The following is a 12,589-nucleotide window of genomic DNA, read 5'->3' on the forward strand; positions in this document are numbered from 1 at the left end:
GCGCCCTCTGCTCCGGGATGACCGCAGCGCCGGATGCACGCCGGCGTGAACCTGCCAGGGAGGCCTGCATGCGTGCGACTGCGAGCGTGATACTGGCCATCGCCGTGCTGCTGCAGGGCGGTTGTGCCCGCCCGCCCGAGCACGCGGCTCCTGTGGCGATGGAAGGCTGCGGTGATCCGCAGGCACAGGCCTGGTATCTGCTGCCGCTGCCTGCGGTGGAGCCTAGCGACGACCGGCCTCCCTTCATCGATTTCACCGGGTTTGCGAGGGCGACCTACGTTGCCCGGTTGCGGGATCTGGGTGACTTGCCAGAACCGTCGTTCCGCTGTGGCAGCGTACCGGTCCAAGCGTATCGCTTCATCTGGGATCCTGCGTTCTTCCCGGGCGTGGTCATACGCGCGCAGCGCAACGCAGCCGGCCAGGCGTGGATCGTCGGGCGCAGTGCACGCGATTTCGAGATTCCCGGATCGTCGCCCGGGCCTCCATCCACCGTCATCAAGGGCGGCACGTGCGCGCCACCGCGCGCGCTGAGTGCGCAGGAATGGAAGGCCATCGCCGCCGCATTTTCGCTGTTGCAGGGCGAAGACTCGAGCGCTGGGCTTGATGGCTCAACGTGGATGTTCGAGTCCGTGGTGGACGGCGAGCAGCGTTGGTTCGCGCGATGGGTGCCGCGGGATCCGGCGTTCCGCAACACTGGGAGGATGATGGCGGAACTGGCGGGGTGCACTGACACCCTGCAGGGCATGGAATGACCGGCGCGCCGCCGATTGATGAATTCCAGTCATGACCGACTGCCATCCAGCCGGTTCAATCCACCGCCAGTGCAGGCGTATCGTCAGCGCTCCCCCTCTGGAGCACGACGATGCAGACACGTGAACTCGGCCGCAGCGGCCTGAAGGTTTCCGCCCTGGGCCTGGGCTGCATGGGCCTGACCCACGCCTACGGCCAGCCGGTGGAGCGCAGCCAGGGCATCGCCCTGCTGCAGGCCGCCATCGAGCGTGGCGTGACCTTCTTCGACACCGCCGAGGTGTATGGCCCGTACACCAACGAAGACCTGCTTGGCGAAGCGTTGGCGCCGTATCGCGACAAGCTGGTGATCGCCACCAAGTTCGGCTTCAAGGATGCGCGCGTCGATACCGGCCTGGATAGCCGCCCGGAGAACATCCGTGCGGTGGCCGAAGCCAGCCTCAAGCGACTGCGCACCGACCATATCGACCTGTTCTACCAGCACCGCGTGGACCCGAACGTGCCGATCGAAGACGTGGCCGGCACCGTGCGCGACCTGATCGCCGAAGGCAAGGTCGGCCACTTCGGCCTGTCCGAGGCCAGCGCCGCCACCGTGCGCCGTGCGCATGCGGTGCAGCCGGTGGCCGCCGTGCAGAGCGAGTACTCGCTGTGGTGGCGCGAGCCGGAGCGCGAGCTGCTGCCGACCCTGCAGGAACTGGGCATCGGCTTCGTGCCGTTCAGCCCGCTGGGCCGCGGCTTCCTGACCGGCGCGATCAACGCCGACACTACCTTCGACGCCAACGACTTCCGCAACAGCGTGCCGCGTTTCCAGGTGGAAGCACGTCGTGCCAACCAGGCACTGGTTGATCGCATCGGCACGATTGCTGCCGCACGTGGCGCCACGCCGGCACAGGTGGCGCTGGCCTGGCTGCTGGCGCAGGCGCCGTGGATCGTGCCGATCCCGGGCACGACCAAGGTCCATCGCCTGGAAGAAAACCTGGGCGCGGTCGACCTGCAGTTGGCACCGGAGGACCTGCAGCGTATCGCGCAGGCACTGGACGAAGTGTCGATCGTCGGCGAGCGCTACAACGCGCAGCGTGCGGCGCAGGCCAAGGGCTGATCACCAGGTGGATGCGGTGGGTGCGGACCGTTGGTCCGCACTCCTTGACCCTCACCCCATCGGCCCGCGCAGCGCATCAAGCACCGTACGCATCGCCACGGTGACGTGGCGGCGCGATGGGTAATACGCGTAGTAGCCATCAAAGTGCGGGCACCAGTCGTCCAGCACCGACTGCAGGCGACCATCGTCCAGCATCGGCTGCACCTGGTCTTCCGGCAGCCAGGCCAATCCGCTGCCGGCCAGCGCCGCGGCGCGGGTCATGCCCATGGTGTTGAAGGTCCACTGGCCCGTCACGCGCACGCTCAGTTCGTCGCCGTCCTGGCCGAAATCCCACGGCATCAGTCCACCATGCGTGGGCAGGCGCAGGGTCACGCAGTTGTGCGCGGCCAGATCGTCCGGATGCTGCGGCACCACGTGCTGGCGGAAGTAGCTGGGCGCGCCGACCACGCGCATGCGCAGCGGCGGGCTGATCGGCACCGCGACCATGTCGCGGGCCAGCCGCTCGCCGAGGCGGATGCCGATGTCGTAGCGTTCGGCGACGATGTCGGCCAGGCCGTAGTCGGTGGTCAGTTCCACCTTCAGGTCCGGATAGCGCTGCAGCAGCGGCGCCAGCCGCGGCCAGGCAAGGTACTCGGCGGCATGGCCGGTGGCGTTGATGCGGATGGTGCCGGCGGGGCGCTCGCGGTACTCGGCCAGCGCGGCCAGTTCGTCCTCGATCTCGGCCAGGCGTGGAGCGAGGGTCTCGAGCAGGCGGGCGCCAGCTTCGGTGGTGGACACGCTGCGGGTGGTACGGGTCAGCAGGCGCACACCCAAGCGCTGTTCCAGGCCGCGCATGGCATGGCTGAGCGCTGACTGGGACACGCCGAGCTGGGCGGCGGCCCTGGTGAAGCTGCCCTCGCGGGCGACGTGGACGAAGGCCTGCAGGTCGTTGAGGTTTTCACGGGGCATGCAGGGATGATACGGCTCCCGGATTGAGCGGAGCTGTCGATTTCCGGCTCGCCGGTTCGTCGTAACGGTACATCCAACGCAAGGAGCTTCCGCATGAGCACTGAAAAGCCCAAGGGCCCAGCCTCGTACTTCCCCTCCATCGAGAAGACCTACGGGCAGCCCGTAGCGCACTGGTTCGGGTTGCTGGCGGGCAGGAAGGGCCTGAAACACATGGAGCTGGTCAGCTTCCTGAAAAGCGAACATGGGCTGGGCCACGGCCATGCCAACGCGCTGGTGGCGCATCACCTGGCCGGCAAGGGCTGAGCAGGCAACGCTGCGCTGAACGGCCGTGTGGGGCCTCGCCACACGGCATCCAGGCTCGGGCAGACTGGGCGTCCATCCCGAGGCAGGACGCCCCCATGCAGGTCACGCTGGACGCGATCACCGTCGACAACTACGAAGCCGTGTGCGACCTCGAGGTCAGTGAGGCGCAGCAGGACTTCGTCGCCGGCAATACCTGGTCGCTGGTGCAGGCAGCATTCCATCCCGGCTACCAGACCCGTGCCATCCAGGCCGATGGCGAGCTGGTCGGGTTCTTCATGTGGGTGCCGGAGACGCCGCAGCGGACGTCGATCTGGCGCTTCATGGTCGATCAGCGCTGGCAGGGGCGTGGCATCGGGCGCCGCGCGCTGGAACTGGCGCTGGCGCAGATCCGGGCAACGCCCGGCGTGGCTGAGGTCGAGATCTGCTACAACCCGCGCAATCCGGTCGCCGGCGCCTTCTATGGCAGCTTCGGGTTCGTCGAGACCGGCATGGATGACGATGGCGAGGACATGCTGGCCGTGTTGCCTGTTGCGGGCCTGGGATAACCTGAATGGGCGAGGGTGGCTGAACGATTTCATCTGCAACTGTCATGCGGATCGTGTCTAATACCGCTCCCCACCCGCTGTTCCCCCACCCGCATGTCCCTTCCTTCCCATGGCCCCGCGCCGTGCGACGACGCTGACGGCCACCTGGTCACCGCCGGTCCGCTGACCCCGCCGCCCGACAGTGCCGGCACCACCGCCGACGAAAAAGCGCTGCGTCACTCGATCGCCGAGGACGTGCAGGGCATGGTGCTGGCCACGATGGTGGCCTCGCTGGGCCTGGCCATCTTCGCCAAGGGCGGGCTGATGATCGGTGGCATGGCCGGCATGGCGTTCCTGCTGCACTACGCGATGGGCTGGAACTTCGGCCTGGTGTTCGTGCTGGTCAACCTGCCGTTCTACTGGGTGGCGCTGCGGCGCATGGGCTGGGAATTCACCCTGAAGACCTTCGCCGCGGTCACCGCCTGTGGCGTGCTGACCGACCTGCTGCCGCGCTGGATCGACTTCTCGCACATCAACCCGTTGTATTCGGCGATCGTGGGCGGTGCGCTGTCCGGCCTGGGCATCCTGTTCTTCATCCGCCACCGCGCCAGCCTTGGCGGCATCGGCATCCTGGCGGTGTACCTGCAGCGCACCCGCGGCTGGAGCGCCGGCAAGGTGCAGATGTCCTACGACGCCTGCCTGATGGTGGCCGCGTTCTTCGTGCTGTCGCCGTCGAAGGTGCTGTACTCGGCCATCGGCGCGGTGGTGCTCAGCCTGGTGCTGATGTTCAACCACCGCCCTGGCCGCTACATGGGCGTGTGACGATTCGACGGTAGTGCCGGCCGCTGGCCGGCAACACCTGTGGCCTCCCGAGGCTGCCGGCCAGCGGCCGGCACTACCGGGAAGCCTTCAACCACGGCGGCGACAGCGTCAACAGCCGCGCATGCACCGGGCAGTCCGCGGCGTGCGCACCCGGCAGGTAACCCAGGCTCATCAGGAATTCGCCGGTGATCTCGCCGCCGGTGAAGCGGAACGTCTTCTTGAACAGCTTCACCCAGTCGGCCTTGCTGCGCGGGTGATGCGCATCCAGCCACGCCGCGAAACTGCCATGGCTGGCCCGCAGCTGCTGGATCACCTGCGCATTGTGGATCGCCGCCAGCACCTTCAGCCGGTTGCGGATGATGCCCGCGTCCGACAGCAGGCGCTCGATGTCCTGCTCGGCGTAGGCCGCCACGCGGTCGACATCGAAACCGTCATAGGCCGTGCGGAAACCCTCGCGCTTCTTCAGGATCGTCTCCCAGCTCAGCCCGGCCTGGTTGATTTCCAGCACCAGCCGCTCGAACAGTTCGCGCTCGTCACGCTGCGGGAAGCCGTATTCGTTGGCGTGGTAGTAGTCGTGCACCGGATGGCCCGGGGCGATGAGGCAGTAGCCGGACACGTTGAATTCCTGCGGTACGGGCTGGCCATTATGCGCGCCGTGACCGTCGGGTGGAGGCGCCCGGGGCGCCCAACCGCTAGAATGGCGGCATGCCTGTAACGCCGACCTCCCTTGCCGATCACCTGCTCGTCGCGCTGCCGTCGCTGCTCGACGCGACCTTTGCCCGCAGCGTCGCGCTGATCTGCCAGCACGACGAGAACGGGGCGATGGGCGTGCTGGTCAACCAGCCGTCCGAATACACGCTGGGTGAAGTGCTCGCACAGATGGACATCGCCACCGGCGACGGTGACCTGCAGGCCCGCATGGTGCTCAACGGGGGCCCGGTGCATCCCGAACGCGGCTTCGTCATCCATGACGACGCGCGGGCGTGGGATTCCAGCCTGACCGTGGGCGAAGGCCTGTACCTGACTACCTCGCGCGACATCCTTGAAGCGATGGCGCGCGGCGAAGGCCCGGCCAATGCCGTGGTCACCCTCGGTTGTGCCGGTTGGGGTGCAGGGCAGCTGGAAAGCGAACTGTCCGAGAACAGCTGGCTGACCGTGCCGGCCGATGCCGAACTGGTGTTCCAGCTGCCGCTGGAGCAGCGCTGGCAGGGTGCGGCCTCGCGCATCGGCGTGGACCTGTTCCGGCTGACCGACTACAGCGGCCATGTCTGAGCCGGCCGCGCCCGCACCGGTTCCTGCTGCCCCGGCGATCCGCCGTGACGGCACCGTACTGGGGTTCGACGTCGGCTCACGGCGGATCGGCGTGGCCATCGGCAGTGCCTTCGCTGCGCATGCGCGCGCGGTGGCGGTGGTCGATGTGCACGGCAATGGCCCGGACTGGACCGCGATCGAACGCCTGCTCAAGGAATGGAAGCCTGACGGCCTGGTGGTCGGCGACCCGCTGACCCTGGACGGCCAGGACCAGCCCAACCGCAAGCGTGCGCAGGGCTTTGCCCGCCAGCTGCGGGAACGCTTCAAGCTGCCGGTGGTGATGATCGACGAGCGTTCCAGCTCGGTCGAGGCCGCACGCCGCTTCGCTGTCGAGCGCGCCGAAGGGCGCAAGCGCCGCCGCGATGCGGCCGCCCTCGATGCCGTGGCCGCGGCGGTGATCATCGACCGCTGGCTGTCGTCGCCGGACGACGCCACCCCCATTCCCTGACTGCCCGACACCGCCATGACCGCCCAGCAAATCGATGCCTCCGGACGCCTGCGCCACCTGCTGACCCTCGAGGGCCTGCCGCGCGAAACCCTGCTGCAGCTGCTCGACCGGGCGGGGCAGATCCGCGACGCTGCGGTCGGCCGCGTCGGCAACAAGCGCCATGTGCTGGCCGGTTCGGCGGTATGCACACTGTTCTTCGAGCCGTCCACGCGCACCCGCAGCTCGTTTCAGCTGGCCGCGCAGCGCCTGGGCGCCGATGTGCTGAACTTCGATGCCTCGACCTCGTCCACGCGCAAGGGCGAAACCGCCTGCGACACGCTGCGCAACCTGGAAGCGATGGGCGTGCGCGGCTTCGTGGTGCGCCACCCCGATGATGGCGCGGTGGCCGCGCTGGCCGAAGCGGCGGGCGAGGGCACCGCGCTGATCAATGCCGGCGACGGCCGCAGCTCGCACCCGACCCAGGGCCTGCTGGACATGCTGACCCTGCGCCAGGCCAAGGGCCCGGATTTCTCGAAGCTGAAAGTGGTGATCGTCGGCGACGTGAAGCATTCGCGCGTGGCCCGCACCGACCTGCATGCGCTGCGCACGCTGGGCGTGGGCGAGATCCGCGTGTGCGGCCCGCAGTCGCTGCTGCCGGACGACGAGACCCTGAAGGGCTGCGTGGTCGGCGATGATTTCGACGCGATGCTGGAAGGCGTCGACGCGCTGATGATGCTGCGCCTGCAGCGCGAGCGCATGGAAGAAGGCCTGGTACCGTCGCTGGAGCAGTACCACGCCCAGTACGGCCTGACCAACGAACGCCTGGCGCGCGCCGGCAAGGATGCCGCGGTGTTGCACCCGGGCCCGATCAATCGCGGCGTGGAAGTCACCGACGAGGTGGCCGACGGCCCGCAGTCGTGGGTGCTGCGCCAGGTCGCCAACGGCGTCGCCGTGCGCATGGCCGTGCTGGAAACCCTGTTGGGCTGATCGCAATCTTGACGGCATGGGTGGGTGCCGACCGTTGGTCGGCACAATGGGAATTCACCTTGAACTGCCTGGGTAGGTGCCGACCGTTGGTCGGCACAATGGGAATTCGCCTTGAACTGCCTGGGTAGGTGCCGACCGTTGGTCGGCACAATGGGAATTCGCCTTGAACTGCCTGGGTAGGTGCCGACCGTTGGTCGGCACAGAGCCATCAGTCCAGTGAAGTGGCGAGCGTAGCCATTGATTGGCTACAGGCCTACCTGCATCGGAGTGGTTGCCCGATAGAAGGTGACTGCTGGCAAGCACACGCTTGTGCCGATGAATCGCGCACGCCTACGCCTTGGCCGCCATTCCCGGATCGGGCAATCCTACATCCTGACCACCGTCACCCAGGGCCGTCGACACTACTTCGACGACGCCACCGCGGCGCAGGTGGTGATGGAGGTGATCCGTGGTCTTGATGCTGACGGTCTGACGCACTCGCTTGCCTATGTGGTCATGCCGGATCATGTCCATTGGCTTGTGGAGCTCCGCGCGTTCTCGCTGGACTACGTCATGCAACGCTTCAAATCGAGCAGTGCATTGCGGGCCAACCGCATGCTGGGTAGATCTGGGCGATTCTGGCAATCGAGCTATCACGATCACGCCATTCGTTCCGATGAATCGCTGTTCCGGCACGCGATGTACATCGTCGCCAACCCGATCAGGGCGAACTTGGCGAGCTGTCTTGGGGAGTACCCGCATGCGTGGTGCCGATGGGAGATTGATGGGCGGTTCAATGCAGAGGAACAGCCTGGATCGGAGAGATAGTGCCGACCAACGGTCGGCACCCACCACCAACTCCCATGCCGACCAACGGTCGGCACCCACCAACAGATGTTTCCCGGCAGGAGCTGCGGCTCAGCGCTTCTGCGCGAACAGCCACGCCCACATCGCCGGGTCGGCGTAGGTGGCGTCCCAGGCGTTGTGGTTGCCTTCCGGGTACTCGGTGTAGCGCACGTCGCGTGCGTGGGTGCCCTGGAATGCGCTGTGCAGCCTGCGGTCGTCATCCGGCGGCACCACGTCGTCCAGGGCACCGTGGAAGATCCAGATCGGCGTGTGCTGCAGTCGCCTGGCGATCACGGCATACGGATCGGATTCCTGGGCCACCTGCTCGACGAACAGGGTCGGCCGCTTGGCGCGCGGCGCGAACACGGCACCGCATACCGGCACGATCGCGGCAAAGCGGTGCGGGTCATCCAGCGCAATGTTCCAGCTGCCGTAGCCGCCCATCGACATGCCGGTCAGGTACTGCCGCGCCGGGTCGGCGCCGAACTCGGCAATGGTCGCGTCCAATGCGGCTACGGCCATGCGGTTGTTGCGGCCGCTCCATTCCGAATGGCGCGGTGCCTGCGGGAACACCACCAGCGCCGGGAAGTCGGGATGCTCGCGCAGGTAGGGCCCCAGCCCCGAGTACGTCTGCTTGATGCCGTCGCCGCCGCGTTCGCCCGAGCCATGCAGGAACAGGACCACCGGGACGCCGCTGCCGTTGCCGGTGCCTGCCGGCTGTCCCGTTCGCACCCCCGCCGGAATGAAGACCTGGTAATAGGCGGTCTCGCCGTCCACCTTCACGGCGCGGCCCTCGAAGCGGCCGCGCGCGCTGTCCGGCATCGAGGCACAGCCGGTCATCATCAGGACCGCCAGCAAGGGCAGCCAGCGCGGAATCGAACGGAGCATGGCGTTTTCCGGGGCAGCGAGGTCAGCTGCATCCTAGTCCGCCGCAGGTCAACGCGGCATCATGCGCCGCGTCACTCCGGTCGCGGGAAGCTGGCGATGATGTCCAGCTGCTCCTGCGCCTCGGCATTGCCGTCGGCGGCGGCGGCCTGCACCTGCGCGATGTCCGGGTGCAGCACCACCAGCAGCGGGTTCTCGCAGACCGGGCAGTCGTACTCGGTGGCGTCCTCGTCCAGCTCCATCTCCATGGCGCGCGAGCTGCCCTTCCATTCGCAGGCCGGGCAGGTGTGCTGCTGGTCGCGCCAGCCGGGCTGGAAGTAGTTTTCGATCGTTGTTGCCATGGGTGTTCCAGTTGGGATCGGGTCAGCGCCCCGCGTGGCGGGGATCCGACCCTGCAGGGTTCAGTGCAGCAGCACCAGCGTGGCCAGGCCGAGGAAGGTGAAGAAGCCCATCGAGTCGGTCACGGCGGTCAGGAAGATGCCGCTGGCCAGCGCCGGGTCGAAGCCGAAGCGTTTCAGGGTCAGTGGCACCAGTACGCCGGCCAGTGCGGCGAACAGCAGGTTGCAGGTCAGCGCGATGGCGATCACCGCCGACAGCCCGGGCGAGTGGAACCAGGCCAGCACGATCAGCCCCAGCACGGAACCCAGCATCACGCCGTTCAACAAGGCGACCCGCACCTCCTTCCACAGCAGCGTGCGGGCGTTGGACGCGCCCACCTGGCCCAGTGCCAGGCCGCGCACCATCAGCGCCAGCACCTGGGTACCGGCGTTGCCGCCCAGGCCTGCCACGATCGGCATCAGCACGGCCAGCGCCACCAGCTTGTCGATGGTGCCTTCGAAGTGGCCGACCACGCTGGAGGCCAGGAAGGCGGTGCACAGGTTCACCGACAGCCACATAAGGCGCCGGCGCATGGCGCGCCAGACCGGGCTGAACAGATCCTCGTCCTCGTCCAGACCGGCGGCGCCCAGCGCCTGGTGCTCGGCCTGGCCACGGATGATGTCGACCACGTCATCGATGGTGATGCGGCCGATCAGGATGTTGTTGTCGTCCACCACTGGCGCGGAGATCCAGTCATGGTCGGAGAACTGGCGGGCGACCTCCTGGTCGCTCTCGCCGACGTCGATGGCCGGCTGCTCGTCGTCGATCAGGCGGTTGATCGGGGTGGTGTCCTCGTGGGTCACCAGTGCCGCCAGCGACACCCGGCCGAGGTACTGGTGGCGCCGGCTGACCACGAACAGGTGGTCGGTGTGGTCCGGCAGTTCGCCGCGCAGGCGCAGGTAACGCAGCACCACGTCGACGTTGACGTCGGCGCGCACGGTCACCACGTCCGGGTTCATCAGGCGGCCGGCGCTGTCCTCGGGATAGGACAGCACCTGCTCCAGGCGCTCGCGGTTCTCGCGGTCCATCGACTTGAGGACCTCGTCGATGACCGTATCCGGCAGGTCTTCGACCAGGTCGGCCAGGTCGTCGATGTCCAGGTCTTCGACCGCGGCGATGATCTCGTCCGGGTCCATGTCCGCGAGCAGGCTCTCGCGCACGTCTTCGCCGACGTGGACCAGCACCTCGCCGTCATCTTCCGGGTCGACCAGGCCCCACACCACCTCGCGCTTGCCCGGCGGCAGCGATTCAAGCAGGTTGCCGATCTCGGCCGGGGCCAGGGTGTTGACCAGCCGACGTACCGGGCCCAGCCGGCCGCTGTCCAGTGCATCGGACAACATCCGCAGTTGGCGCGCAGTCTTGTCGTGGCGTACAGCTTCAGCCATCGCAGCTCCCGCGGGATAAGAAAAGCCGCGATCCCGGCAAGGATGCGGCAACAGGGGTGTTCAGCGCGTCATTATCGCAAGGGGATGTTTCAACGCATACCCCGACGGGAGGCTGGGGTCAGATCCCTTTTCCGATGGAAAAGGGATCTGACCCCATGTCCCGGCACTACCTGGTGGTCAGGGCGTATCCGCCACCAGCGCCAGCCAGCGTTCGATGGCGCGGCGGTCGCGCGCGGCCAGCAGCTTCGGGGCACGGGCGCGCAGCGCACCCAGATCGGCTTCGCGGATTGCACGGCGCACCTCCAGCAACGTGCCGGGATGCAGGCTGAACTCGCTCAGGCCCAGCGCCAGCAGCAGCGGGGCCATCCGCGCATCACCGGCCATCTCGCCGCAGACCGCCACCGGGATGCGGTGGCGTGCGCCGGTCTCGATCACCATCTGCAACAGCCGCAGCACCGCCGGGTGCAACGGTGAGTACAACTCACCCAGCGCCTCGTTGTTGCGGTCGGCAGCCAGCAGGTACTGCACCAGGTCATTGGTGCCGATCGACAGGAAATCGACCAGATCGATGAAACTCTCCAGCGCCAGTGCAGCCGCCGGGACTTCGATCATCGCGCCCAGCGGCACGTGCTCGGACACCATGTGGCCTTCGCTGCGCAGCTGTTCGCTCAGCTTGAGCATGCGCCGGCGCACCGCCAGCAGTTCCTCGCGGGTGCTGACCATCGGCACCAGCACGCGCAGCTTGCCGTAGGCCGAGGCGCGCAGGATCGCGCGCAGCTGGGTGTCGGCCACCTTGGGCCGTGCCAGCGACAGGCGCACGCCGCGCAGGCCCAGTGCCGGGTTCTCTTCGTTGCTCAGGGTCAGGCCGGTGCGATCGGCCTTGTCCGCACCCAGGTCAAGCGTGCGGATGGTCACCGGCCGACCGCTCATGCCCAGTGCGGCATCACGGTAGGTCTGGAACTGTTCTTCTTCGTCCGGCAGTTCGTTGCGCTGCAGGAACAGGAATTCGGTGCGGTACAGGCCCAGCCCCTGCGCACCCAGCGCATGCGCCTGGGTGACGTCCTCCAGCGATTCGGCATTGGCCAGCAGGGCGATATCGACCTGGTCGCGGGTACGGCTGGGCTTGCTGCGCAGGCGGCCAAGCTCGCGCTGCTCGCGCGCGTGTTCCTTCAGGCGCGCGCGGTAGTCACGCAGGTTGTCGGCCAGCGGGTTGGCGGTGATGCTGCCGTCGGCACCGTCGATGATCAGCACGTCGCCGTCGGCGATGCGGCTGAGCAGCTGCGGCACGTTGACGATCAGGGGCAGGTGCAGGCTGCGGGCCAGGATGGCGCTGTGCGACAGCGCGCTGCCGGCGGCAGTGACGATGCCGACCACGCCCTGCGCCTGCAGCTGCGCCAGTTCGGACGGGGCGATGTTGTCGCAGACCAGGATCTCGCCGGCCAGGCCCTTCATCACCGGAGGGCGTTCGGGTTGGAGGAAGGCGTGGATGCGGCCGATCACATGGTCGAGGTCGTCCATGCGGCTCTTCAGGTAGGCATCGTCCATGCCATCGAAGACCCTGGCCAGGCGGTCGCGCTGCAGGCGCAGCGCATAGCCGGCGCTGTACGGGCCGCTGCGGATCAGTTCGTCCAGCCCGAACAGCAGCTCGGGGTCATCCAGCAGCAGCGCGTGCAGGTCGAGGAACTCGCCGACTTCCTGGTTCAGTGCACCCTGCAGGCGCTGCCGCAGTTCGTGCATTTCCGTACGCGCGGCATCCACCGCACGGTGCAGGCGGGCCAGCTCGGCCTCGACCTGGTTGGCGGCCACGCGTTGCTCAGCCACCTCTAGTGCATGCGGCAAGCGTACGCGGGCCCGGCCCATTGCCGTGCCGCGGGCAGCACCGTGCCCGGCCAGCAGTTGTACCGGCCGCTGGCCGGAAGGGACCTGGCCGGCGCGTGCGCGTGGCACG

The 12,589-nt window shown here is 67.7% G+C and carries 15 protein-coding genes; 9 read left to right on the plus strand and 6 right to left on the minus strand.

Annotated elements, in window-relative coordinates; all coding sequences use genetic code 11:
• Positions 1-68 precede the first annotated feature (68 nt).
• Entirely contained in the window at positions 69-752 is a 684-nt protein-coding gene (locus AB1281_RS03210; protein ID WP_430344819.1) for a hypothetical protein, read from the plus strand.
• Positions 753-862: 110 nt separating this feature from the next.
• Positions 863-1,846, plus strand: coding sequence for an aldo/keto reductase (locus AB1281_RS03215; RefSeq protein WP_430345034.1), 984 nt, complete (start codon positions 863-865; stop codon positions 1,844-1,846).
• A gap of 51 nt (positions 1,847-1,897) precedes the next feature.
• On the opposite strand, the gene AB1281_RS03220 is transcribed toward AB1281_RS03215, so the two are convergent.
• Entirely contained in the window at positions 1,898-2,794 is an 897-nt protein-coding gene (locus AB1281_RS03220) for a LysR family transcriptional regulator (protein WP_430345035.1), read from the minus strand.
• Between the two features lie 93 nt (positions 2,795-2,887).
• Here AB1281_RS03220 and AB1281_RS03225 point away from each other — a divergent pair, with 93 nt between their 5' ends.
• The 3 genes from AB1281_RS03225 to AB1281_RS03235 all read left to right on the plus strand — a co-directional run bounded on the left by AB1281_RS03225 (position 2,888) and on the right by AB1281_RS03235 (position 4,443).
• Positions 2,888-3,097 (plus strand): DUF4287 domain-containing protein, encoded by a 210-nt coding sequence (locus tag AB1281_RS03225; protein ID WP_008264652.1) that lies wholly within the window; start codon positions 2,888-2,890, stop codon positions 3,095-3,097.
• Between the two features lie 95 nt (positions 3,098-3,192).
• Positions 3,193-3,642 (plus strand): GNAT family N-acetyltransferase, encoded by a 450-nt coding sequence (locus tag AB1281_RS03230; RefSeq protein WP_430344820.1) that lies wholly within the window; start codon positions 3,193-3,195, stop codon positions 3,640-3,642.
• 93 nt (positions 3,643-3,735) lie between these two features.
• Positions 3,736-4,443: a YitT family protein gene (locus AB1281_RS03235; RefSeq protein WP_014036228.1), complete on the plus strand. Its 708-nt coding sequence runs from the start codon at positions 3,736-3,738 to the stop codon at positions 4,441-4,443.
• A gap of 73 nt (positions 4,444-4,516) precedes the next feature.
• Here AB1281_RS03235 and AB1281_RS03240 read toward each other — a convergent pair whose 3' ends face one another.
• Complete coding sequence (locus tag AB1281_RS03240) at positions 4,517-5,059, minus strand: DNA-3-methyladenine glycosylase I (RefSeq protein ID WP_430345036.1); 543 nt, start codon at positions 5,057-5,059, stop codon at positions 4,517-4,519.
• 89 nt (positions 5,060-5,148) lie between these two features.
• On the opposite strand from AB1281_RS03240, the gene AB1281_RS03245 reads away from it, so the two are divergent.
• The 4 genes from AB1281_RS03245 (at position 5,149) to AB1281_RS03260 (ending at position 7,975) form a co-directional block, all read left to right on the plus strand.
• Positions 5,149-5,715: a YqgE/AlgH family protein gene (locus AB1281_RS03245; RefSeq protein WP_075675163.1), complete on the plus strand. Its 567-nt coding sequence runs from the start codon at positions 5,149-5,151 to the stop codon at positions 5,713-5,715.
• Positions 5,708-6,202, plus strand: coding sequence for a Holliday junction resolvase RuvX (gene ruvX, locus AB1281_RS03250; protein WP_005415547.1), 495 nt, complete (start codon positions 5,708-5,710; stop codon positions 6,200-6,202). The genes AB1281_RS03245 and ruvX overlap by 8 nt, the downstream gene beginning before the upstream one ends.
• A 15-nt stretch (positions 6,203-6,217) precedes the next feature.
• Positions 6,218-7,168, plus strand: coding sequence for an aspartate carbamoyltransferase catalytic subunit (locus AB1281_RS03255; RefSeq protein WP_014036233.1), 951 nt, complete (start codon positions 6,218-6,220; stop codon positions 7,166-7,168).
• A gap of 315 nt (positions 7,169-7,483) precedes the next feature.
• Positions 7,484-7,975, plus strand: coding sequence for an REP-associated tyrosine transposase (locus AB1281_RS03260; RefSeq protein ID WP_430346969.1), 492 nt, complete (start codon positions 7,484-7,486; stop codon positions 7,973-7,975).
• 90 nt (positions 7,976-8,065) lie between these two features.
• Here AB1281_RS03260 and AB1281_RS03265 read toward each other — a convergent pair whose 3' ends face one another.
• From AB1281_RS03265 to ptsP, 4 genes are all read right to left on the minus strand, one after another.
• Positions 8,066-8,881, minus strand: coding sequence for a prolyl oligopeptidase family serine peptidase (locus AB1281_RS03265; RefSeq protein ID WP_430345037.1), 816 nt, complete (start codon positions 8,879-8,881; stop codon positions 8,066-8,068).
• Between the two features lie 71 nt (positions 8,882-8,952).
• Entirely contained in the window at positions 8,953-9,219 is a 267-nt protein-coding gene (locus AB1281_RS03270; protein WP_014036236.1) for a hypothetical protein, read from the minus strand.
• 60 nt (positions 9,220-9,279) lie between these two features.
• The gene (gene mgtE / locus AB1281_RS03275; RefSeq protein ID WP_008266103.1) at positions 9,280-10,641 is read right to left on the minus strand and encodes a magnesium transporter; all 1,362 of its coding nucleotides are present in this window, start codon (positions 10,639-10,641) and stop codon (positions 9,280-9,282) included.
• 177 nt (positions 10,642-10,818) lie between these two features.
• Positions 10,819-12,588 carry a phosphoenolpyruvate--protein phosphotransferase gene (gene ptsP, locus AB1281_RS03280; RefSeq protein WP_430345038.1) on the minus strand — a complete coding sequence of 590 codons (1,770 nt, stop codon included), beginning with the start codon at positions 12,586-12,588 and terminating at the stop codon, positions 10,819-10,821.
• Position 12,589 lies beyond the last annotated feature (1 nt).

The sequence above is a fragment of the Stenotrophomonas sp. NRRL B-14846 genome, from assembly GCF_050473585.1.
Taxonomy (GTDB): domain Bacteria; phylum Pseudomonadota; class Gammaproteobacteria; order Xanthomonadales; family Xanthomonadaceae; genus Stenotrophomonas.

Bases quoted from the DNA above. Each gene is read 5' to 3' on its own strand.
- AB1281_RS03210 (WP_430344819.1), top strand. From the start codon at position 69: ATGCGTGCGACTGCGAGCGTGATACTGGCCATCGCCGTGCTGCTGCAG.
- AB1281_RS03215 (WP_430345034.1), top strand. From the start codon at position 863: ATGCAGACACGTGAACTCGGCCGCAGCGGCCTGAAGGTTTCCGCCCTG.
- AB1281_RS03220 (WP_430345035.1), bottom strand. From the start codon at position 2,794: ATGCCCCGTGAAAACCTCAACGACCTGCAGGCCTTCGTCCACGTCGCC.
- AB1281_RS03225 (WP_008264652.1), top strand. From the start codon at position 2,888: ATGAGCACTGAAAAGCCCAAGGGCCCAGCCTCGTACTTCCCCTCCATC.
- AB1281_RS03230 (WP_430344820.1), top strand. From the start codon at position 3,193: ATGCAGGTCACGCTGGACGCGATCACCGTCGACAACTACGAAGCCGTG.
- AB1281_RS03235 (WP_014036228.1), top strand. From the start codon at position 3,736: ATGTCCCTTCCTTCCCATGGCCCCGCGCCGTGCGACGACGCTGACGGC.
- AB1281_RS03245 (WP_075675163.1), top strand. From the start codon at position 5,149: ATGCCTGTAACGCCGACCTCCCTTGCCGATCACCTGCTCGTCGCGCTG.
- ruvX (WP_005415547.1), top strand. From the start codon at position 5,708: ATGTCTGAGCCGGCCGCGCCCGCACCGGTTCCTGCTGCCCCGGCGATC.
- AB1281_RS03255 (WP_014036233.1), top strand. From the start codon at position 6,218: ATGACCGCCCAGCAAATCGATGCCTCCGGACGCCTGCGCCACCTGCTG.
- AB1281_RS03260 (WP_430346969.1), top strand. From the start codon at position 7,484: ATGAATCGCGCACGCCTACGCCTTGGCCGCCATTCCCGGATCGGGCAA.
- AB1281_RS03265 (WP_430345037.1), bottom strand. From the start codon at position 8,881: ATGCTCCGTTCGATTCCGCGCTGGCTGCCCTTGCTGGCGGTCCTGATG.
- AB1281_RS03270 (WP_014036236.1), bottom strand. From the start codon at position 9,219: ATGGCAACAACGATCGAAAACTACTTCCAGCCCGGCTGGCGCGACCAG.
- mgtE (WP_008266103.1), bottom strand. From the start codon at position 10,641: ATGGCTGAAGCTGTACGCCACGACAAGACTGCGCGCCAACTGCGGATG.